General features: G+C 48.3%; 22 protein-coding genes. 12 read left to right on the top strand and 10 right to left on the bottom strand.

The features are described from left to right. Nucleotides 1-266 precede the first annotated feature (266 nt). The 6 genes from ACTVDO_RS04940 to ACTVDO_RS04915 are packed head-to-tail and all read left to right on the top strand — an operon-like array spanning nt 267 to nt 5923. Complete coding sequence (locus ACTVDO_RS04940; RefSeq protein ID WP_235183448.1) at nt 267-935, top strand: GntR family transcriptional regulator; 669 nt, start codon at nt 267-269, stop codon at nt 933-935. 7 nt (nt 936-942) lie between these two features. Further along, nucleotides 943-2145: a CaiB/BaiF CoA transferase family protein gene (locus ACTVDO_RS04935; RefSeq protein WP_023817502.1), complete on the top strand. Its 1203-nt coding sequence runs from the start codon at nt 943-945 to the stop codon at nt 2143-2145. A 2-nt stretch (nt 2146-2147) separates the two neighbouring features. After that, nucleotides 2148-3047 carry a hydroxymethylglutaryl-CoA lyase gene (locus tag ACTVDO_RS04930; RefSeq protein ID WP_020958872.1) on the top strand — a complete coding sequence of 300 codons (900 nt, stop codon included), beginning with the start codon at nt 2148-2150 and terminating at the stop codon, nt 3045-3047. Beyond that, nucleotides 3044-4084, top strand: a complete 1041-nt coding sequence (locus ACTVDO_RS04925; RefSeq protein WP_020958873.1) for a TRAP transporter substrate-binding protein — start codon at nt 3044-3046, stop codon at nt 4082-4084. The genes ACTVDO_RS04930 and ACTVDO_RS04925 overlap by 4 nt, the downstream gene beginning before the upstream one ends. Nucleotides 4085-4142: 58 nt before the next feature. After that, nucleotides 4143-4649, top strand: coding sequence for a TRAP transporter small permease (locus tag ACTVDO_RS04920; RefSeq protein ID WP_020958874.1), 507 nt, complete (start codon nt 4143-4145; stop codon nt 4647-4649). Next, nucleotides 4646-5923 carry a TRAP transporter large permease gene (locus ACTVDO_RS04915; RefSeq protein WP_020958875.1) on the top strand — a complete coding sequence of 426 codons (1278 nt, stop codon included), beginning with the start codon at nt 4646-4648 and terminating at the stop codon, nt 5921-5923. Before ACTVDO_RS04920 ends, ACTVDO_RS04915 begins: the two co-directional genes overlap by 4 nt. Before the next feature lie 56 nt (nt 5924-5979). Here the strand turns inward: ACTVDO_RS04915 and ACTVDO_RS04910 are convergent, their stop codons facing one another. After that, nucleotides 5980-6111: a DUF3941 domain-containing protein gene (locus ACTVDO_RS04910; RefSeq protein WP_008879040.1), complete on the bottom strand. Its 132-nt coding sequence runs from the start codon at nt 6109-6111 to the stop codon at nt 5980-5982. Between the two features lie 84 nt (nt 6112-6195). Between ACTVDO_RS04910 and ACTVDO_RS04905 the strand changes: the two genes are divergently transcribed. Continuing rightward, on the top strand, nt 6196-6495 hold the full coding sequence (locus ACTVDO_RS04905) for a helix-turn-helix domain-containing protein (protein ID WP_023817504.1): 300 nt from the start codon (nt 6196-6198) through the stop codon (nt 6493-6495). A gap of 56 nt (nt 6496-6551) precedes the next feature. On the opposite strand, the gene ACTVDO_RS04900 is transcribed toward ACTVDO_RS04905, so the two are convergent. The 4 genes from ACTVDO_RS04900 to ACTVDO_RS04885 form a co-directional block, all read right to left on the bottom strand. Further along, complete coding sequence (locus ACTVDO_RS04900; RefSeq protein WP_020958877.1) at nt 6552-7415, bottom strand: DegV family protein; 864 nt, start codon at nt 7413-7415, stop codon at nt 6552-6554. Nucleotides 7416-7543: 128 nt separating this feature from the next. After that, nucleotides 7544-7744 (bottom strand): DUF3813 domain-containing protein, encoded by a 201-nt coding sequence (locus ACTVDO_RS04895; RefSeq protein ID WP_020958878.1) that lies wholly within the window; start codon nt 7742-7744, stop codon nt 7544-7546. Nucleotides 7745-7746: 2 nt separating this feature from the next. After that, nucleotides 7747-7899 carry a hypothetical protein gene (locus tag ACTVDO_RS04890; RefSeq protein ID WP_020958879.1) on the bottom strand — a complete coding sequence of 51 codons (153 nt, stop codon included), beginning with the start codon at nt 7897-7899 and terminating at the stop codon, nt 7747-7749. Between the two features lie 205 nt (nt 7900-8104). After that, nucleotides 8105-8911, bottom strand: a complete 807-nt coding sequence (locus ACTVDO_RS04885) for a Cof-type HAD-IIB family hydrolase (RefSeq protein WP_442901149.1) — start codon at nt 8909-8911, stop codon at nt 8105-8107. Between the two features lie 117 nt (nt 8912-9028). Between ACTVDO_RS04885 and ACTVDO_RS04880 the strand changes: the two genes are divergently transcribed. Beyond that, complete coding sequence (locus tag ACTVDO_RS04880; RefSeq protein ID WP_442901148.1) at nt 9029-9796, top strand: alpha/beta fold hydrolase; 768 nt, start codon at nt 9029-9031, stop codon at nt 9794-9796. A 79-nt stretch (nt 9797-9875) separates the two neighbouring features. On the opposite strand, the gene ACTVDO_RS04875 is transcribed toward ACTVDO_RS04880, so the two are convergent. Both ACTVDO_RS04875 and ACTVDO_RS04870 read right to left on the bottom strand, forming a co-directional pair. Next, entirely contained in the window at nt 9876-11117 is a 1242-nt protein-coding gene (locus ACTVDO_RS04875; protein WP_020958882.1) for an MFS transporter, read from the bottom strand. Between the two features lie 56 nt (nt 11118-11173). Then, on the bottom strand, nt 11174-12352 hold the full coding sequence (locus tag ACTVDO_RS04870) for a M20 metallopeptidase family protein (RefSeq protein WP_020958883.1): 1179 nt from the start codon (nt 12350-12352) through the stop codon (nt 11174-11176). Between the two features lie 151 nt (nt 12353-12503). Here ACTVDO_RS04870 and ACTVDO_RS04865 point away from each other — a divergent pair, with 151 nt between their 5' ends. The 4 genes from ACTVDO_RS04865 (at nt 12504) to ACTVDO_RS04850 (ending at nt 17304) form a co-directional block, all read left to right on the top strand. Then, nucleotides 12504-14330: a helix-turn-helix domain-containing protein gene (locus ACTVDO_RS04865; RefSeq protein WP_442901147.1), complete on the top strand. Its 1827-nt coding sequence runs from the start codon at nt 12504-12506 to the stop codon at nt 14328-14330. A 187-nt stretch (nt 14331-14517) separates the two neighbouring features. After that, nucleotides 14518-14889: an ArsR/SmtB family transcription factor gene (locus ACTVDO_RS04860; protein ID WP_020958885.1), complete on the top strand. Its 372-nt coding sequence runs from the start codon at nt 14518-14520 to the stop codon at nt 14887-14889. After that, nucleotides 14879-17005, top strand: a complete 2127-nt coding sequence (locus tag ACTVDO_RS04855; RefSeq protein WP_020958886.1) for a heavy metal translocating P-type ATPase — start codon at nt 14879-14881, stop codon at nt 17003-17005. The genes ACTVDO_RS04860 and ACTVDO_RS04855 overlap by 11 nt, the downstream gene beginning before the upstream one ends. 53 nt (nt 17006-17058) lie before the next feature. Beyond that, on the top strand, nt 17059-17304 hold the full coding sequence (locus tag ACTVDO_RS04850) for a hypothetical protein (RefSeq protein WP_020958887.1): 246 nt from the start codon (nt 17059-17061) through the stop codon (nt 17302-17304). Between the two features lie 197 nt (nt 17305-17501). Here ACTVDO_RS04850 and ACTVDO_RS04845 read toward each other — a convergent pair whose 3' ends face one another. Genes ACTVDO_RS04845 through ACTVDO_RS04835 form a run of 3 tightly spaced genes read right to left on the bottom strand, consistent with a single transcriptional unit; the run spans nt 17502 to nt 21279 of the window. Then, on the bottom strand, nt 17502-18656 hold the full coding sequence (locus tag ACTVDO_RS04845; protein WP_442901146.1) for a Ger(x)C family spore germination protein: 1155 nt from the start codon (nt 18654-18656) through the stop codon (nt 17502-17504). Further along, nucleotides 18653-20188: a spore germination protein gene (locus ACTVDO_RS04840; protein ID WP_442901145.1), complete on the bottom strand. Its 1536-nt coding sequence runs from the start codon at nt 20186-20188 to the stop codon at nt 18653-18655. Before ACTVDO_RS04840 ends, ACTVDO_RS04845 begins: the two co-directional genes overlap by 4 nt. Further along, on the bottom strand, nt 20188-21279 hold the full coding sequence (locus ACTVDO_RS04835; protein ID WP_020958890.1) for a GerAB/ArcD/ProY family transporter: 1092 nt from the start codon (nt 21277-21279) through the stop codon (nt 20188-20190). Before ACTVDO_RS04835 ends, ACTVDO_RS04840 begins: the two co-directional genes overlap by 1 nt. Nucleotides 21280-21497: the final 218 nt, after the last annotated feature.

The following is a 21497-nucleotide window of genomic DNA, read 5'->3' as shown; positions in this document are numbered from 1 at the left end:
CGTGTGATGTACTTTCATTATAGAAAAAGGTGGGTGGGAAGGCAACAATGAGGAAGGGAGAAGATTAACTGCCTCTTTTTACACAGGGGTTCGGAGTGATGAGCAGTTTTATTCTATGTGGGATGAAGTGCCATATCCAAGTTAATGATCTTTTTGGTTATAAAAAATCAATGTAATAATTTATCCTCTTGTTTAATAAATATGATGGCAACAGAGCAAATGGGCCGATACTGGGCATGTCCTGTATACAGTCGACGAAAATGAAGGTGGTTGAGTTGAAACAACAAATAGTGAAAAAAGAAACATTGAAAAAGCAAGTATATGAATATTTACGTGAAGAAATCATTGCGGGAGGATTTGCACCGGGGGAAAGACTTGTAGAGGAAAAAATCGCGAAAAAAATTCAAGTAAGTCGAAGTCCCATTCGAGAAGCGATTCGTATGCTTGAAAAAGAGGGGCTTGTCATGGTGAATAAAGGGGGAGGGGTTACGGTATTCAGTCCAGACATGGAAAACTTTCAATATCTTTATGAATGTAGGGTGGAGCTTGAACCGCTTGCAGCCTACTACGCTGCACAGAGAATAGCCAAAAAACAAGTTGAAGATCTTAGACGACATCTCATTTGGATAGACGAGCAACCGTTAGGGTTAAAAGAAATCCTCGATATGAATACGAAATTTCATGAGGGGATTGTAACAGCCAGCCGAAATCCGTTTTTGATTAGGATGATTGAACAAATTCGCGGGATTAACAGTTTGTACAGAGTTGCGATCTTAAAACAAAATATGTTGCGGATGAAATTGGCTATTCAGGAACATATTCAAATATTTGAAGCCATTGAAAGAGGGGATGCGGATAAAGCAAGAGAATGCATGAAAGAACATATCGTAAGCGATTACAAATATTACGTGAACGTTTACCAAGGGAGGAAGTGAAAAAAGGGTGTCTAATAGACTGCCTCTAGAAGGAATAACCGTACTGGAGATGGGGAATTTTGTCGCTGCACCGTTTGCAGGGAAAATAATGGCTGAATTCGGTGCAGAAGTAATTAAGGTGGAAGAACCTGTATCAGGAGATCCGTTGCGAAGTTGGAGGATTATGCACGGCCACTCTTCCATCTGGTGGTACGTACAGGCAAGAAATAAAAAATCGATTACAGTCAATTTAAGAAAAGCAAAAGGTCAACAGCTCATCAGACAACTCATCCCGAAGGTTGATGTCGTGTTGGAAAATTTTAAACCGGGAACACTCGAAAAGTGGGGATTAGGTTATCAGGAGTTAAAGAAAATAAATCCATCTATTATTATGACAAGGATATCTGGATATGGCCAAACAGGCCCTTACCGTGATAAAGCTGGTTTTGGAAGTGTTGCCGAGGCAATAGGGGGGCTGAGATATTTAACAGGTTACCCCGATCGTCCCCCAGTAAGAGTGGGAATCGCGATTGGGGATCTCGTTGCAGGATTGTATGCAGTGATCGGAACGTTAATGGCGTTGCGTGTCAGACAAGAAGATAAAGAAAGAAAAGGACAGTTGATTGATGTCGCTCTTTACGAAGCAGTGTTCAGTCTGTTGGAAGGAGCACTGCCGGAGTATGTGTTACACGGTGTTGTGAGGGAAAGAACAGGAAGCACTCTTCCCGGAGTTTCGCCGTCCAATACGTATGAGTGCAAAGATGGAAAGCATGTTGTAATAGGGGGGAACAGTGATAATATATTCCAACGCCTTATGAAGACTATTGGACGCGAGGATCTCGCTCGTCATCCTAAATATGCTAACAACCAAGGGAGAGCGGAAAACGCTGAGTTGATTGATCAGGCAATAGAAGAGTGGACGAAACAGCACACATTGGAAGAAGTGCTAGAAGCTCTGGATAAAGCTTCTGTTCCGGCAGGACCTATTTATAATATTCGAGATATTGTCAATGACATTCAGTATAAAGAGAGAGAGATGTTGTTGCCGGTAAAATTAGAGGATGGAACAGACTGCTTGTTCCCCGGCATCGTCCCAAAACTGTCTGACAACCCAGGGCAAATGAAGTGGATTGGGCCTAAGCTTGGAGAACATAATGAGGAAGTATATATGAAGATATTAGGCTATTCTCGTCATCAACTGAAAGAATTAAAAGATGAAGGGGTGATTTAAATTTGTCTGATGTTCAGATTATTGATGTAAGTCCTAGGGATGGATTGCAAAATGAACCGGTCGTCGTTTCCACTGAAAAGAAGAAAAAACTGATCGAAATGCTTGTTAGGTCCAATGTGAAGAAAATTGAGGCCACATCTTTTGTTCACCCCCGAAAAGTTCCACAAATGGTCGATGCCGAGCAAGTGATGAAACAATGCAAGGAATTTGCAGGAATTGAGTTTGTGGCACTAATCCCCAATCTAAAAGGATTCCAGAGGGCGATACAAGCAAACATATCTGAAGTCAACTGGGTGACAGCTGCTACCGAAACATTCAATTATAAAAACATAGGGATGAGCATCGATGAGAATTTTGCACAGTTCAAACGGATTGTTCAAGAGAGCAGGATATTGAATATGAAAGTCTGTTTTTCCATAGCGGTAAGTTTTGGTTGTCCTTATGAGGGAGAAGTAAATCCAGCAAAAGTTATATCCTTGGTAGAACGTGCGGTAGAAGCTGGGGCTGATCGGATTGGGATCGCCGATACGATTGGGATCGCAACCCCTAAACAAGTCAAACGATTGCTTGCAGAAGTGCTGCAAGTTGCGCAATCGACTCCTATTGCGATTCATCTTCATGACACAAGGGGGATGGGATTAGCCAACGCTTATGCGGCATTGGAAGCAGGGGTGAAAATATTTGAAACCTCCGCGAGTGGTATAGGGGGGTGCCCTTTCGCCCCCGGCGCGGCAGGCAATTTGGCAACAGAGGATTTAGTATATATGTTTGAACGAATGGGGGTCAAAACAGAAATCGATTTTGAAAAACTGCTGGAAGCGGCTGATTTCGCGGCAAGCCTTACATCCAATCAACCATTAGGGAGGATAAGACAAGTAGAAAAAAGGGGGAGTTTAAGGTGAAAAGATTATCTTTTCTAACCAGTATCTTATTTTTCATTTTAGTTGTTTTAAGTGCATGTGGTCAAAATTCTTCAACGGCAGGGCAACAATCGAGTAAGGAAGGAAGCGATGGATATGATCCGGTCACGATAAGATTAGCTTATAATCTTCCGCAAGATCACCATATTTCGATTGGAGTAGAAAATTTTGCGAAGACGGTCACTGAACAATCAGGAGGCAAGGTGAAAATTCAAGTTTACCCTGCTGGGCAATTGTTGGGTGATAAAGAGATGAATCAAGCCATACTAACAGGCGGTGTAGAAATGGGGGTAAACTCCTCTACGCTGTGGGCTTCTACAGTTCCAGCGATGGGAATTTTTGATGTTCCGTACGCCTTTCCTAACTATGAAACGGCCGGTAAAGCACTATCTGGAGAGTTGAGGGAAAAGTTGAACAAGGCGATGGAGGAAAAAGGGGTAAAAGTTCTCATGTATGCCGATTATGGCTATGCACAGTTTGCCAACAATGTTCGACCGCTTAAATCTCCTGAAGACTTTAAAGGGTTGAAAATTCGCAGCATTGGCGACATTCCGTCTGAAATGATCAAGGCTTACGGGGCATCACCAGTATTTTTGGGAGCAGGGGAAGTTTATACGGCGCTGCAAAGAAAAACAATTGATGGGGCAACATCAGGGACAACAGCCATGCTTCAGCGCCATTACGATGAGGTAGCTAAGTATTTAACGATTAACAATTACTCTTACTTGGAGTTCATCCTTGCAGTTAATAAAAACTTCTGGGATCGTCTTCCCGAGAAAACAAAGAAGCTCCTAACCGAAGCTGCGCAGCAAACAGAACAATGGATTAGGGCAAAAGCGAAAGAAGAAGATGAACGAACAGCCAAAGAATTAGCAGCGAAAGGGATGGAGGTATACGTTGTTCCCGAGTCTGATCTTCCAAAGTGGGAAGAGGCGGCTCAACCAGCGAGAGAGGTATATATTGAAAGAGCAGGGGAGCTGGGCAAAGAGTTGCTCGATATTGTGGAGAAGATCAATTAAATAGAGGGAGTAATCGGGGAGGGAGGACTCCCTCCCTTATTTGCTTAGGAGGGGGAATATGAAAATTTTTCCTATACTATATAACTTTTTCGACCGATTAATTCAAGCGGGCGGGGCAATAGCGGGAATATTGATCATATTGACGACATGTATGACGACGTTTGACGTTATCGCTAGATCAGTGTTTAATCGGCCGACTGTTTGGGCCACGGAATTATGTATATACGCAATTATTGGGAGCTGTTTTCTTGGTTCTGCCTATACACTTCGAACATATTCCCATATTACAGTTGATTTACTAATCAACGTTGTTCCACATAGGGTTCAAAAAATATTGTCATACGTTTCTAATGCATTTGGATTCATTTTCAGCCTTATTTTTACCATCTATAGTTTGGAGCATGTTTTAAACACGTATAAACTAGGGACAACCTCATCATCGCTATTGAGGATTCCTATGTATCTCCCGGAAATGTTTCTCCCTATAGGAGGTTTGTTGCTTTGTTTTGCCTTTATATTACAAATCGCTGATGGGGGAGTATCAAAAGGAGGAGGACATTTGTGAATATAACATTTTTTCTTGGGGGAATGGCTGCTCTTCTACTAATAGGGATCCCTGTAGCCTTTGCGCTTGGGCTGCTTGCCATTGGTGGGATGTACTTGTTTAATGGCGGAGCATTTTCTCTTTCCCAGATTCCTATAATCTCTTATAAATCGCTAGACGATTTTACTCTAACGGCATTGCCGATGTATGTTCTTATGAGCCAAGTTTTAGTAGTGAGCGGCGTTGGACGCGATTTGTATGAAATGGCGAGCAAGTGGTTCAGGCATCTGCCCGGGGGATTAGCGATTGCCACATTGTTCTGTTGTGCTATTTTCGCGGCGATTTCCGGCTCGAGTGTAGCCACTGCTGTAACCGTTGGGGCGGTTGCCCTTCCGGAAATGACAAAACGGGGGTATGATAAAAGAACAGTTCTTGGCCTATTGGCTGCTGGGGGGACATTAGGCATTTTGATTCCTCCAAGTGTGCCGATGATTATATACGGTTCCGTGACAGGGGAGTCGATCGGAAAGCTGTTTGTTGCAGGAATTATCCCGGGAATATTATTAACGATTGTATTCATGATCTATGCGTCATGGAAGACACGCCACATAAAGGAAAAACCCGCTACATGGTCGGAGAGACTGGAAGCGTCCAAAACTGCTGTATGGGGACTTATATTACCTGTCATTGTTGTCGGAGGGATTTATACGGGAGTCTTCACCCCCACCGAAGCTGCTGCCATCGGTGCTATGGCCAGTATTTTGATTTCCATTTTTGTATATAGAAGTTTTACATTTTCTAACATTAAAGCGATTATATTATCAACGGTTAAAACGAATGCGATGATTTTGATGATTATCGTGGGGGCCATGTTGCTTGGATACATCATGACTATATTGCAAATCCCACAAACCATCACTCAATTTGCTACTTCACAACAAGTATCCCCTTGGGTCATTTTTGTCTTAGTGAATATCGTGCTGCTTATTCTAGGTTGTTTTCTGGAAACTATATCGATACTCGTGATTACACTTCCAATTTTGTATCCTATTATAACGGCTCTGGGGTTTGATCCCATTTGGTTTGCGGTTGTTATGGTTGTCAATATGGAATTAGCTCTTATTACGCCGCCAGTAGGGCTGAACCTATTTGTTTTAAAAGGACTGGACAAAACGAATACGATTGCAGAGATTGTTAGGGGAGTAGTACCGTATGCCCTTATTATGATGTTGTTTATCGTTGTACTAGCTATTTTCCCGGAATTGGCAACGATCCTGATAGACCGTGTTAAATAGCAAAGCTATAATGATCAGAGCTGCCTATATTTTACAATAGGCAGCTTTTGCATGGTTTACAAATGATCCGTCTTCTTCGAATACGCGAACTTCCCGGCTTCGCGGTTTTTCTCGCGCATCATGTTTTTCTCATGGCGCTTCGCTTGGTTGTCGCGCGCTTTTTTGTCGTTGTCGCTTGTGTTTGGCATCGGTCGCCCTCCTTTGTTTCGATCGTTCGTCATTAGTATGCGGCAAATGGAAATGAACTATATGGAAATAGGGGAAGGTAGTTTGTGGCAAGATCAATGGAGAATTTTTTTCACAAATGGTTCGTTTTAGAGTATGATTTGTATGAAGAAGATTTGGAAAAGGCAAGCGCGCTTGTGAACAGCCATCATATTCGAACCGTTGTCAATGTCATGTTCCAGCATCCGATTTTTACCGCTAAGCAGATGGCAGCGTTGACTGGTTTGCCGGAAGCGACGGTTCGGCGCTATTTGAATCGGTTTGAGGAACAGCAACTCATTTTCTCGGATGGCCGGATGCGGTCCAAAACGTACTACTACTACAACCTTCTTGATCAGCTTCGGTGATGAAGACAGGCGCCTGTGTTGTGCAGGCGCCCGTGTTTTGTCAGACGGGAAAAGCGTCAGATCTCAATATATTTGTTCAGAAAAAAGAGGGCAATCGTCCCCGGTCCGGCGTGGGCGCCGATAGCGCTGCCGATGTCGGAGAGGAAAAAGCGCGTGCAGCCGTGCGTTTCTTCGATCATTCGCTTCAGCTCGAGCGCCGTTTCTTCGTCGTCGGCGTGGCTGATGCCGATCGTTTGCTTTTGCAGATCGTCGCCGCGCTCGCCCATCAGTTCGACCATGCGCTTCAACACTTTTTTCCGCCCGCGCCATTTTTCGAGCGGGACAAGCGCCCCGTCCTCGACGTGAAGAAGCGGCTTGATGTTGAGCAGCCCGCCGAACGCCGCGGCGGCTTTGCTGATGCGGCCGCCGCGCGCGAGGTAGTCCAAGTTGTCGACGGTGAAAATGTGCTCCATATGGCGGCAGTACGACTCGATCGTTTCACAAAGCAAGTTGTACGGCGTGTTTTGCTCCGCCAGCTCGACGGCCTTCATGACGGCGAGCCCTTGGCCGAGCGAAGCGCATTTCGAGTCGATGATCGTCAGGCGAAACTCCGGGTATTCGTCAAGCAGCTCGCTGCGCACGGCCATCGCTGTTTGGTATGTACCGGATAATTTCGAGGAAAAGGCGATATACAGGCATGGCCGGTTTTCTTTGGCGTATGGCAAAAACAGTTCCTTCATCGCCAGCGGGCTCGGCTGTGCCGTTTTCACCGTATGCCCTTCCCGCATGGCGTCATATACTTGCTTCGGCTCGATCGTAATGCCGTCTTCGTAATCTTGACCGTTCCAATGAACGACAAGCGGCAAAAACGCGATCCGGTGCCCGCGAATGTACGATTGCGGCAAATCGGCGCCGCTGTCGGTGATGAGTTGAATGGACATATTCGTTCCCTCCTTAGGCGGGATGAATGGCGGTTCATAGGTTTAGTGTATCGGTTTTGACGGGGAAACACAATATGGAAGTAAAAGACGATGAGTCAGAAAGAAGGCTGCGGATGGCCCGCAGCCTTTCATTGGGTGATTTGATCAAGCTCAGCTTGAAATTGACGCAACTGCGCTTTTTCCGCCGCATTGGAATGCGCATACGCGGATGACATGGCGTTTTTGGCGATGGCAACAGCGCGGTCGACGCTCATCTCGATCTCGCCGTTGGCCGCTTGTTTGGCCTGCGCGACCGCTTTGCGCGCTTCCTGGAAGAGACGGTTGCCCATCGTCACACGCCTCCAAGCGATGTTTCAACCGCTTTTTCCGCCTTGCGCGCTTCCGCCTCAGCGTATGTTAAGTGATAAGGGATTCGCTTGTCATGCCGTTCGACTGCATCGACACCTTGCTGGACGAAACGCTTCGATTTATTTCGTTTGCCCATGACGGATTCCCCCTTTAAAAAATGAAGACGCGCGTTGCGTCACGTATAGTGTAACCACATGGGGGGAACAGTACTAAGGAAATTCGTTACAACACACGATTGGCCGAAGGAAGCAAAAATCGGGGGGAGGGCGCCAGACCGCACGGGGCGATGCAAGGCGGGAAAGAGCCGTCTGGCGGGATGCCTTGCATGCCGCAGGCGGACGCTACAAGCGCAAAACTTCTTGCAAATAGCGGCCGATGCCGTCTTCTTCATTGCTTGCGGTCATGTCATCGGCTACGGTTTTTAACGGCTCAATGGCGTTGCCCATGGCGACGCCCAGCCCGGCCCAATCGATCATTTCCAAATCGTTGTCCTCATCGCCAAAGGCGATGACGCGCTCCCTCGGAATGCCAAAGTAGTCGGCCACTTGTTTCAACCCGGCCGCTTTATGAACGCCATGGCGGACGATTTCAATGACATGCCACGGCTCGTTCCAGCGCCGGTGGTGCAGGACGTTGGCGTAGACGTGCGACAAATGCGATTGGATTCGCTCGATATGATCGCCGTCCGTATACACGAGCACGCTCGTCGGGTCTTTGCCGAGTGAGCGGCGCAAATCGCCGATTTCGATCGTCGGATTGCCGAGGCGGACGATGTCAAGCAAGACGTCGTCATGCTCGTGAAAATAGACGTCATCCATCACTTCGGCCAAAATGTTTTTGATCCGGTACGTTTCCCCGAGCTCGACAATGTTTTTGACGACGGTAAGCGGCAGCGGGGAATGGCGCACGCCCCATGACGATTGGCGCGGGTGATGGACAAACGCACCGTTGAAGTTGACGATCGGCGTCGTAAGGCCAAGCTCCTCGTAATACATTTGGCTCGCCCGGTACGGGCGGCCGGTGGCGATGACAACGAAATGGCCGGCGTCGATGGCGCGGCGGATGACGTCTTTGGTGAACGGAGAAATCGTTTTATCCTCTTTGAGCAACGTTCCATCTAAATCCAAAGCGATTAAATACGGCTTCATGCTCGACTCCTTTGCTTTGTTATTCTTTCCACTTTCTAGTGTAACTCTTTTCCAAAATCGCTGTCTATATGGTACACTAGACAGCGATGGAAAAAGACAGAAGGAGTTTGAACTGCCATGGTCATCGTTGAAAAAGAATGGTTGGCCGGCGTGCCGGTGCTTCACGTTGTCAAGCCGGAAAAGCGGGGCGAACGGCTGCCGCTCGTTTTCTTTATCCACGGCTTCACGAGCGCGAAAGAACATAATTTGCATTTTGGCTATTTGCTTGCAGAAGCGGGCTATCGCGTTGTGCTTCCCGATGCGCTGTTTCACGGCGAGCGGGACGAAGGTTTGAGCGAACGAAAATTGCAGCTGTCGTTTTGGGACATTGTCGTGCGCACGATTACCGAAATCGACGAGATGAAACATGATCTTGTGAACCGTGGCCTGGCCGACCCGGAACGGATCGGGCTCGCCGGGACATCGATGGGTGGGATCGCCACGTTCGGCGCGCTTGCCGTCTATCCATGGGTGAAGGTGGCGGTGGCGCTCATGGGCTGTCCGAACTACCGCGCCTTTTTTGACGCCATGATGGAGGAAGCGAAACGGCGCCGCATTGATATTCCATTGCCCCCGACATTGCTTGAGTTCGAAAAAGAAAAGATCGCCCGCTACGATTTGTCCAGGCAGCCGGAAACACTCGCCGGACGGCCGCTGTTCATCTGGCACGGGAAAGCTGATCAAGTCGTCCCGTATGCTTATACATATGAGTTTTATGAACAAATTAAACCACTTTATGAAGGAAACGAAGATCGACTGCAATTCATCGCTGATCCGCACGCCGGCCATAAAGTGACGCGCCAGGCGCTTTTGGAGACGGTGCGCTGGTTTCGCGAGTATGTATAATGGGCAAACAGTATGGTTTTCCCGCAAAAGCAAAGACCCCGGCTGCAGAGGCCGCGGTCTCTGTTTTTACACGAACTGTTTACCCTTCGCTTTGAGCTGGCATGTCTACGTCGCTTTCCGCCGGACGCGCCAATGTGATGGACGCGAGAACGGATAAAAAGGCGCAAGCGATTAAATAACTGAAGGCGGCCGGATAAGAGCCGTTGAAAATCTCGATAAGCATGCCCATGACGGTCGGCGTCAGCAATGCCCCGATCATGCCTAAAAAGTTGATGAATCCTATCGAAGAACCGATAACGTTTTTTTCAAATACTTGATGCGGCATTGCCATAATGATGGCGAACACAAGGCCGTGAAAGGTCGTGCACAATGATTGATAAGTGATCACTAATGCCACCGACGGTGCATTAAACAATAAATACAAAAACAAAATCGCAAGAAGAGAAAATAAGGTAGCATATATTTTTTCCTTGCCGTAAAAATGGCTTAAAAATAACCGTCCCCCAATAATGGTGCCAACAGCCCCGGTGAGTGCCGGGATGGAAGTAAGCATGCCCATCGATAATAAATCAAGTCCACGGACTTGCGTCAAGTAAACAGGCATCCATGAAATCAATCCCCAAATCAAGGTGGACATTCCGAACCACATAATGCCAAGTTTCCAAAGAGTTGCATTTTTCATCAGTTCTTTAAAAGAAGGTTTTTCTGTACGTTTTGTTTCGTTTTCTCCCGTGTTTTCAGACAAGTTTTCCGGTTTTAAATAATACCATAGCAGCCATGCGACGATAATGCCCAACAACCCGATGGCGATAAAAACATTTCTCCACCCAATCCAGACGAGTAAAGGAGTCGCGATTAACGGAGCGATCACGCCGCCGAGGGAATTGGATGACATCATAATGGTTTGTGCCTTGGCTCGCTCGTCTTTTGGAAACGCATCCGCTATGGCTTTTGAGCTTGCGGCCGGATACGCCCCTTCCCCGAGACCAAATAGAAAACGGATCATAATCATCGCCAGCAGCGACCAAGCGAATCCTGTGAAAACCGTAAAGATAGACCAAAAAATAATAGCAATCGTAATAATCTTCCGTGAGCCGTATTTATCAGCCAACCAGCCGCCGGGAACTTGCATTAACGCATAGCCGGCAAAAAAACTGCTAAGCACAACGCCGAGAGCGGACGGGCTGAGATGAAATTCCTTCGCTATCTCAACAATGGAAACGTTCATCGCCATACGATCAAGGTAAGACAGGCACCATCCGGTAAACAGCAAGGTGAGAATAACGTGTCTCTTGCTATTTTTGCTTGGAATATCATTCATAATGTTACCCCTTTCTGTTACTGTTGTGGGAAGGACAGTCTACATGAATGATTGTCTCAATGTGAACTGAGATAATCAAATACAAGGGAAATGAACATTTTTCCGATTAGAAGAATACTTCGTTCATCAACGTCAAATTTCGGATGATGGTGAGGGTACACCGCCTCGATGTCACGGTTCATTCCGCCTACTAAAAAGAAGGATCCCGGTCGTTCAAGCATATAGTAAGAAAAATCCTCCATCGCCATTTGCAAGGGCAGCTCGACTACATGTTCCTCTCCTGCGACAAGTTCCGCTATGCGTTTCACCCGTTCCGTTTCTTCCGGATCATTCCAAAGGGAAGGATAGCCGTATTCATATTTGAATTCATATTGCGCTCCTGCCATTTCGCACGATGATTTCACGATTTTTTCGATATGGCTTTTGATCGCTTCCTGTGCCTCTTTTGAAAAAGATCGAACCGTACCCGACAAGGTTGCCTGATCGGGGATGACGTTGTAACTGTCCCCTCCGTGGAAGGAACAAACGGTGACAACGGCGGGATCAACCGCATTGATTCGGCTCGCTGAAATTTGTTGGAGGTGGAGGACGATTTGGCTTCCGACGAGAACAGGATCGATCGAAAGGTGTGGCATTGAGCCATGTCCTCCTTTCCCTTTGATAGCGATTTCAAATTTGTCGCCGGCAGCCATGAGTGCTCCTGGTTTGTAACCGATCATGCCAACGGGAAGGTTCGAGAGGACATGGGCGCCGTACACTACATCGACCCCGTCCAGGCAGCCATCTTCAATCATCGCTTTGGCTCCCCCAGGGATGACTTCTTCGGCAAACTGATGAATGAACAATACATTCCCTTGTAGATGTTCTTTTACTCGGCTAAGGGCGTATGCGGTTCCCAGCAAAGCCGCCGTATGAATGTCGTGGCCGCATGCATGCATCACACCGGGAATTTTTGACTTGTATGGAACATCTTTTTGATCTTGGATAGGCAATGCATCAAAATCGGCGCGCAACGCTACTGTTTTCCCTGGTTTTCCCCCTCGCAGCAGAGCTGTCACCCCCCGCCCGCCAACGCCTGTTTTCACTTCCAGACCGCAGTCTTGCAAAAATTGGGCAATAATAGTAGGGGTTCTTACTTCTTGAAACGATAGCTCCGGGTACATGTGGAGATCACGACGAATTTGTACAAGATCGGCAAACTTCTTTTCCAGCTCGTCCCAGGAAACGTTTCTCATTTTTTCCCTCCTCTTTTTTCATGATCGAAAGGGAATAGGCCCTTTTGTTAGTTTACTAAATATTATAAAATATAAGAAAAGTGTTAGGAATGTGGTCTAAAACAATCTTTTTGGTGAAAAATTGTGGAGTTCAACATAAGGGGGTGGAAAAATGAGCGAAAAAGCTTCGGCTCAACGTTGGAATGCGGGGGATAAAGAGACAGACCTTCATATGAAAATTCTTCTGGAAAGCTTTCGGACGATCACCTCGACTCTGGAATTGGATGAAGTGCTGAACAAAATCATGCTTTGCGCTTTTACCATGTTCCGGTCGACAGATGCCGGGTATATCCAGCTATTTGATGAGCAGTCCGAGAAACTCATTGTGAGAGCTTACGTCGGGTTCAACGATCGCATTCGGTCATTTCGTGTCAGCATTGGCGAATCCATTGTCGGAAAAGTGTTTCGTGACGGGTGTGTGCGAATGTTGAGGACCACAAAAGAAATATACGACCAGATGGCGGATTTAAGCGAAGAAAACTTCCATATTTTACATTCTGCCATCGAATCAAAAAAAACGGTTCAGTCCCTTTTATCCGTTCCCATTACGTACGGCGAAAAACGAATCGGTGTAATGACGCTTCACCGTTTTGAGAAGGAAGAGCAGCCGGGTGAAAGGGATCTTCTTCTTCTGCAAAGCTTTGCCTCACATGTGGCCATAGCGATTCATAATGCTCAGCTTCACGAGGAGGTTCAAAAAAATTTAGATGAGGTCACTTGTTTGTTAAATAAATTGGAGTCGACAAACAAATTGTTGCAAAAAAGGATGGGCATCCATAACCATTTGACAAAAATATCAATCGAAAATAAAGGATTGGATTCCATCATTATGGAAATGAACTCGTTGATGGGAAAAACGGTTGTGTTCGCGGATTATCTCGAGGGAAAATGTTATCCTTCCGACAGTCTATCGATTGAAAAAGTCATGGCAGACCTTTTTGTTCTTTTTAAAACGAGAACTAAACCTGCCTATGCGCGCATTTCAGATTTTGAATCGTTCCATTATATATATCCAATAAGGTCAGCATCGGCTTTTTTAGGATGTTTGATCGTTGAAGGAGATGCCCCTTTATCCATAGAGGAGCGTCTAGTGTTGGAACAAGGTGCCCCTATTTTGACTATGGAAGTGATGAAGAACTTATCGAGAAGCGATGTGTTGTATAGAAAAACTTATGAAAAATATCATGAATTCCTCAAAATAAAAAATCCTATTCAGGCGGAAGCGGCAATTCGGGAGCTAGGAATGAGCATAAAAAAGTTTATTCAGACAGTCGTCATCGAGCTTTACGGGAATTCAGATCCGTATGCCCTTGCCAATGATGCCCGCTCCTTCGTCACTCGTATGCAGAAGGTGCTGCCTCCCGAAAATAGGTTGGTCATGTCTTACAATAACAAAATCGTTCTGTTCTCTACGACTAGCAATGAACATGACCAGTCCAAATGGATCGATTTAGTGAAAAAAATGGTTGATGATTGGAACAAAAGATTTACAGTAGCCGTTCGAGCTGGAGTCAGCACAGGCATTTACTACCATGGGTATGCGGAAGAAAACCATAACAAAGCGGAAAAAGCGTTGCTCTATTTAAAAAAGCAAAATAAGAAAGGTGTTTTTCATTTTCATGAAATGGGGATTGGACGTCTCTTTTTACATCATCACCCGAGTGAAATGGAATCCTTTCTGTCCGAAACGCTCTCTCTCTTGTGGACAGATCAAGAGACATACCAAGAGCTTTTGCATACTCTTATCAGCTATGTCCAAAGTGGCCGTTCGATGTCGGCCACAGCGAAAAAGCTTCATATTCATCCGAATACGTTATATCATCGCATCAAAAAAATTGAGGGGTTATTGGGACTGGATTTTGATAATTATGAAGATTATTTGAGTGTTCAGCTTGCTGTTTACTTATACAGCCGTTTTTATCACATAGCGGATGAGTGATCTCGATATGGCCAAACGATATATTTCGGGCGATGCCGTCAACTAATGTGGCATAGACGGGCTCTAGTTTGTTTTTGAGCAGTTAGGAAGCACCTTTTTACAGTCAAATGAATATTTGAATATGGACAGTGATGTATGGTATTTTATATTCAAACAAATATTTGAATGTGACTGTGGGGGGCTAATGATGGGACGTGGTGATATTTGCGACGTTTACTGTTATGACGAAGAGAAGGTCGCACGGGTTCAACGGAGGCTACATGATGAACACATTGCCGCGATTGTGCCGTTTTTCAAGGCGCTTGCCGATGAAAACCGGGCGAAAATTGTATACGCCCTTTGCGAAGAAGGGGAGCTGTGCGTCTGCGATTTAGCGAACGTCATCGGTGCAACGGTGGCAGCGACGTCGCATCATTTGCGCCTCCTGTACAAACAAGGAATCGTGAAATATCGGAAAGACGGAAAATTGGCCTTTTACTCGCTCGATGACGATCATATTCGCGAGCTGTTGCTTGTCGCGCTCGCCCATCAGAAAGAGGGAGATCGCCGTGCGGAGTGAACAGGCGCTGGATCAATGGGAAGCGAAAACGTACCGGGTGCAAGGATTGACGTGTCCAAACTGCGCGGCCACGTTTGAGCGAAACGTGAAGTCCTTGCCCGGCGTGAAAGAGGCGAAAGTGAATTTTGGTGCCGCCAAGCTCACCGTTTGGGGCGAGGCGACGATCGATGAGCTTGAACAAGCGGGAGCGTTTGAACAGTTGACCATTCGTGAAGAACGTGAGCGGACCGTCCGGCCGGAGCCGTTTTGGAAGAGGAAGGAGAATCGGAACGTTTACGTCGCCGCCGCGTTGCTGGCCATCGGCTGGACGGCGTCGGCGGCGGGCAGTGGTCGGTTGGCGGTGGCTGCGTATGTCGCTGCGATTGTGATCGGCGGCTACTCGCTATTTCGGGCTGGATTTCGTAACTTGATCCGCTGGCAGTTCGACATGAACACGTTAATGACGATTGCCGTTCTCGGCGCGGCGGCGATCGGGGAATGGCAGGAAGGGGCGGTCGTTGTCATTTTGTTTGCCATTAGCGAAGCGCTCGAGCGCTATTCGATGGAAAACGCGCGGTGGTCGATCGCGTCGTTAATGGAAATGGCGCCGGACGAGGCGACCATCCGGCGCGGCGCCGAGGAAGTGACCGTTCCGGTCGAAGACGTTCGCGTCGGGGATGTGATGATTGTTAAGCCGGGTGGAAAAATTGCTATGGATGGCATCGTCATAAGCGGCGCTTCGACTGTGAATGAAGCAGCGATTACCGGTGAAAGCTTGCCGGTAGAAAAAGCACCGGGGGCTGCGGTGTTCGCCGGGACGCTTAACGGGGAAGGGTTCCTCGAAGTCGAAGTAACGAAGCGGGCGGATGAGACGACAGTGGCGAAAATGATCGATCTCGTCGAAGAGGCGCAAGCGGAGCGGGCCCCTTCGCAGGCGTTCGTCGACCGGTTTGCGCGCTATTATACGCCGTTTATTATCGCGGTTGCGCTTCTGATCGCCGTCGTGCCGCCGCTCGTGATGGACGGGGCATGGCTTGATTGGGTGTATCGCGGGCTCGCGGTGTTGGTGATCGGCTGTCCGTGTGCGCTCGTCATCTCCACCCCGGTGGCGATTGTCACCGCCATCGGAAACGCGGCCCGGCGCGGCGTGCTCATCAAAGGCGGCGCGCATCTTGAACAAATCGGCCGGCTGCGGGCGGTGGCCTTGGATAAAACGGGGACGTTGACGAAAGGGAAACCGGCCGTGACCGATGTCATCGTGTATGAAGGAACACGCGAGCAGCTGCTGGCCATCGCCGCCGCCATCGAAAAACGGTCGCAGCACCCTTTGGCTTCAGCCATCGTCCGTCGGGCGGAAGAAGAGGGGACGCCGTTTCTCGACGTGCCGGTTGGCGAGTTTCAGTCATTGACCGGCCAAGGGGTGAAGGCTGTTGTCGGAAGCGAAACATACTACATCGGCAGCCCCGCCTTGCTCACCGGCTTGATCGGGGAGTTGCCGGGTGAAGCGGAACAACAAATCGCTGTGTTCCGCAGCGAAGGAAAAACGGTGATGGCCGTTGGCACCGCCAACCGGCTGTTGGGGCTTGTCGCTGCGGCCGATCCATTGCGGCCGTCCGCTCCGGATACGATCGCGGCATTGCGGCGCCTTGGCGTGGCGGAAATCGCGATGGTGACAGGCGACCACAGGCAAACGGCACAGGCCATCGGCCGCCAAGCGGGCGTATCGGACGTTCGCGCCGGGCTGCTTCCCGAAGAGAAGCTGGCGGCGATCCGCGAGTTGAAACAACGTTGCGGCATAACCGCCATGGTCGGCGACGGGGTGAATGACGCTCCTGCCTTGGCCGCGGCCGATGTCGGCGTGGCGATGGGCGGGGCGGGGACCGACACCGCCTTGGAAACGGCTGATGTCGTGCTGATGGCCGATGACTTGCGCCAGCTTCCGTACACGATCCACCTTGGGCGCCGAACGCTTGCCATCGTTAAACAAAACATCGCCATCGCCTTAGGGTTCAAAGTGTTGGCACTCGTGGCTGCCGTCCCAGGCTGGCTCACCCTTTGGCTTGCGGTGTTCGCCGACATGGGGGCGACGCTGCTCGTGACGCTCAACAGCATGCGCCTGTTGCGGGTGAAGGGTTAGAAGGTTTGGCGAAAATGCAAGCTGTTTGCTGACGACTGCGGGGAGGGGGCGCCATGAACCATTTTCGGGAAAAAGCGATCCATGAAACAGAGCTGACAGAACAAGTTCCACCGATGGATGACCGGGTGTTTTCGCCGACCGAGGAGTTGGATCGGATCACAGCCGGAGGAGCGATGAAGCGGGAAGCCCTCGACTGGCGGGGATTTCCCCGGTGGATTCGATGCTTCGGATTCGTCGCCTTGGCCTTTTTTGTCATCGTTCCTTTGCTGGCATGGTTGTTGAACGTGTTGTTTGAATAGGAGATCAAACGCCAACAGGAAGCGGATCCCGCGGAGGAGAAAAGCACACAACACGGAAATGCCCGTCGTTCCGTGTCGTGTGCTGTTTGCGTTGTATATAGTCATTCTTTAAGCGAATAGCGGTGTCAGTTGTTCGCGACAATCGATCATTTGATGATGATTGCCCTTTTGCTTGCTCATCGCAATGGTTGCTTTTTTCAATCCCCTACGCGGTAGTCGGCTTTTTCTTTTCCACCTGAACGGATTATAAGATCCACAGAGATGGAAGGGAGAAACCTATCGTTCAGCGGAATGGTTCCATTGACCGATAAGCGCCGCCATTCGTGTAAGGCGTTCCGGTGGAAAACGGCGGAGAGATTGAGCGTATCGATCCCCCGGGACGCCCCCCACTGATAAGTGCGCCGTATTTCCTGTTTGACGGTTTGTTTTGCGAGCCGGACGAGCTCGTTCCGGGACAATGAGTCATTCGCTTCTTCTATAATGTTCCCATCAATTCGAACGTGTAAATGGGCGGTGTATTTGCCGTTGTCACGTTTTAGCGTCCACTCGGCATGCGGGCTGCGAACAATAAGCGTAGCCGCTATTTTCCCTTCTTTCCGAATGGCGAGAGGGGTGCGGTGAATATCTTGTTCAACCCAGCGGATTCCTTTCGCCTCAGGAAAGCGGGCGCATGCCTGCAGCTTGTAATGATGCAAAAAGCAAACACCTTGGAGCTGCAACATCGTTTTGTTTTTTTCGTCTTCCGTCCATGATGTTTTGGTCAGTCCCAAATAAGGGAGGCGGGCGGTCATGGCTGGCTCGTCAAGATGGGCGATAAACCGGTTCAAGCGAATCGGGCGGATAAACGAGCTTTGTCGAAAAAGCTCCTCCGGGTTCGATAACAGCGAGTAATACGAAGAGGTAAGCAACAGCGGTGTGGCCCGAAACAATTGCTCTAACGGCTCATCAGTGGCATACACCCAAATCGTATGGCGAATTTCGTTATACCGGGTTAATAAGTCAATAGTGTTTCGGATCACGTGCGGCTGCAACGCCCGTTTGGTGAAGACGATGCTTTTCACGTGCCCCCAGGAAACCATTTGCTGGATGGATTGATAAATTTTATGGGCGGCAAGATCAAACGTTTCCGCTGTCGCCTTGCCGACTGAAAGAGCTGCTTGTTCTCTCGCTCCCCCGGCTTCGACTTTGGCCAAGCCGCTGAAACTGACAAGCTGAACGTATAAAACGAATTTTCCGTCTTGATAATCGATGCCAACCGCATGAATGTAAACGATATGGTCAATGTTGCGCGCTCCCCAGCAGCCGCTGAGCAAAACCGCTGCGAGGAGGGGCGCCAGCAACCGCTTAGTCATTCGCCTTTTTCCCCTCTCGGTGTCGAGTCGTTCGGATGCAATATGCGGGCGCGTGTGCGAAACTGCTTCCACGTGCTTGACACAACAACTTTTCCGGCTTCTTTCGAGGCGGGCATCAAGGGAGCGACATAAGGAACACCGCATGTTTGCAAATTGGCGGCATACGCCAAGACTAAAAAAGACGAAAGCATAAATCCAAACAATCCAAGGAACGAGGAACAAATTAGAACGAAAAACCGCAATAAGGTAGCAGTGCCCGATAAGTTTTGGTTGACAAGCGTAAAGGAAGAAATAATGGAAATCGCGGCGACCACAAGCGTCGCCGGCGAAGTGAGCCCGGCGTTAATGGCCGCCTGGCCGATAATCAGACCGCCGACGACTGACAACGTCTGTCCAATTGCAAGAGGCAGGCGCATTCCCGCTTCTTTAAACACTTCAAATAAAATCACCATGATAAACATTTCCAAAGATACAGGAAGCGGCACCCCTTGCCGGGAAAGGACAAGCGTTGCTAACAATGTAAACGGGAGCTGGTCTTGATGGAATGTCGTTAAGGCCACCCATCCACCCGGGAGCAAAATGGACACTGACGTGCCGACGAGACGGATCAAACGTTGAAAAACGACAAACAAGAAAAATGTATGATTGTCTTCGGAAGTATTCAATAAAAACGTCAAATTGCCCGGGCCGATTAAAGCGGTCGGCGATCCGTCAACCAATATCACAAACCGCCCGTTAAGAAGCGAAGTGACAGCGAAATCCGGCCTTCCGGTATATCCGAACAAAGGGAAGATCGAAAACCGATGATCGGAAATCCAATGCTCGATTTGGTTTGTGCTTGTCACGGAATCTACATATAAATTCGTTAAACGATGTCTCATTTCACCGATCACATCGGCATGGGCAATATCGTCGATATAGAGCAGCCCTACTTTTGTCTGGCTGCGCGTGCCGATAATAAACGATTCGTAAACGAGACGGTGCGAACGGATTCGCTTCCGAATTAACGCGACATTTTTGCTGATTTCTTCAATAAACCCGTCTTTCGGGCCGCGGATCGATACTTCTGTATTCGGTTCTTCCGGATCACGGTTTGGCGGGCTGGCGATGGCCATGGCATATAACGCGCCCGCCTCTTCGAAATAAATGAGCAAATCGCCGCTAAACAGCCGGAAGTTTAGATCATCGATTCGCACTTCTTTTCCTATATATTCGAGCGTTGCCGGTTTACACGTTTCAATGTCGGCTGTCGAGCGGCACGAACATCGTCTGCACATGTCACGAAGCATCGGATAAACGGCTTTTTGCAGCATTTGTGTATCGCATAGTTCTTCACAATACAGAAAGAACAGCCGAACAGCGCCCATATCCCCGTCAGTTATAGTGGACTGAACCGCAGCCTCAGTGATGATGACATCATCGCATTTTTCATACATCGCCCGCAACGCTTCCTCAGAAATGACAATAGTTTCTAACCCCGTATGATCGTCGGTTACCCGTTTTTGTCCGGCTGCTCGCATCGATGTCGGCATTATGACGACCTCCTTTTCTGCTGGAGATGGGAAAATACCCCTAATAGGCTGAGCAAAACCGAAAGGGAAAGAGAGAAAACAAGCGATGACGGCAAAACCCAATGCTTAACGAAGTGGAAAAATTGATCATCCCCGATCGGAACGAGCGCTGCCGATATAATGGCGAGATAAACGACCATCAATACCCACCGGCGCGTTTCTCGATGTTGAATTGGAAACAGCTCGACAATGAGCGCTGTAAATAGTGAAATGCGAATGAAAGCTCCAGACAGCCATTGATGGACGGATAAAAAATCGACATGTTCGATGTATGTCCCTAAGTTAACCAACCTCCATTGTTCAAAAGCCGGATAGCGAAGGCGTGTAGCTTGCTCAGGGCCGAACTCCGTAATAGCGCCGATCGTCGGCCCGATGCTCAAACTGCCTGTAAAGATGGCGATCATAAGAAGCGATTTCCATGAAAATGTGTTCGGCAGCCGGTGGGTGATGAACAAAAGCATAATCACTTCCGTGTAGCCGGCCCCGGCGTATGCCATGCCGTGCAGAACAGGCATCCACCCGTGTTCAAGCATAGGTTTTAACAAAGAATGATCTTTATGCTGCATAGTGGATAACATAACAAAAAATCCAAACACGGTGACAAATGACAACAGGATAAGCGAAACATTTGCAATGGATTGGATGCCGCGGTAAGCGCTATAAAAACAAAGGCCGGTGATGGCAACAATCAGCGCCCATCGTGGCGTCGCCGGCAAATAAGATGTCGTTGTAAAGGTGACAGTATCAAATAAAGTGACAAAACTATGCACCAATAAAAAGATGGTGCTAATGAAAGCAACCGCATAAGCAATGATGGGCGAGAATTGGGTGCTCAGCCACTCGAACAGCGGCTGACCGTTGGTCTGTTTAATGACAAAATAAAGAAGAAGCAGCCAGATAGGGAGAATAAGCAAATCGGCCGCAGCGGCGATCCATGCGTCCCGATGCGATGCTTCAAGCAAGATGGGAATAACAAGAACGTGATTCATCAGGCCGGTGGAAAGCATAATCACACTTAGTAGTTGTATAACGTTCAGCGGCTGCCCGTTCATCGTGATTCCCTTTCTTGACTGTGAAATTGATCCTGATAGACAACATTGTTTCCAACTAGAAACAAACTATGCATAGCCATCTAGGGGAACAAGGTGTCGGTCACTGCAACGATAAGGAAGGGGAATGCAACGGATGAATGACATCGGGATGTTTTGGTGCGGTGTGGTGAACGAACCGCTAGGTGAGGAAAGAGCCATTTTTTCATATGAGCCTTTCT

It is taken from the genome of Geobacillus sp. BK01 (assembly GCF_052220245.1).
Taxonomy (GTDB): domain Bacteria; phylum Bacillota; class Bacilli; order Bacillales; family Anoxybacillaceae; genus Geobacillus.
The sequence above is the reverse complement of the archived record's forward strand: the minus strand, read 5'-3'. Positions and strand labels throughout refer to the sequence as shown.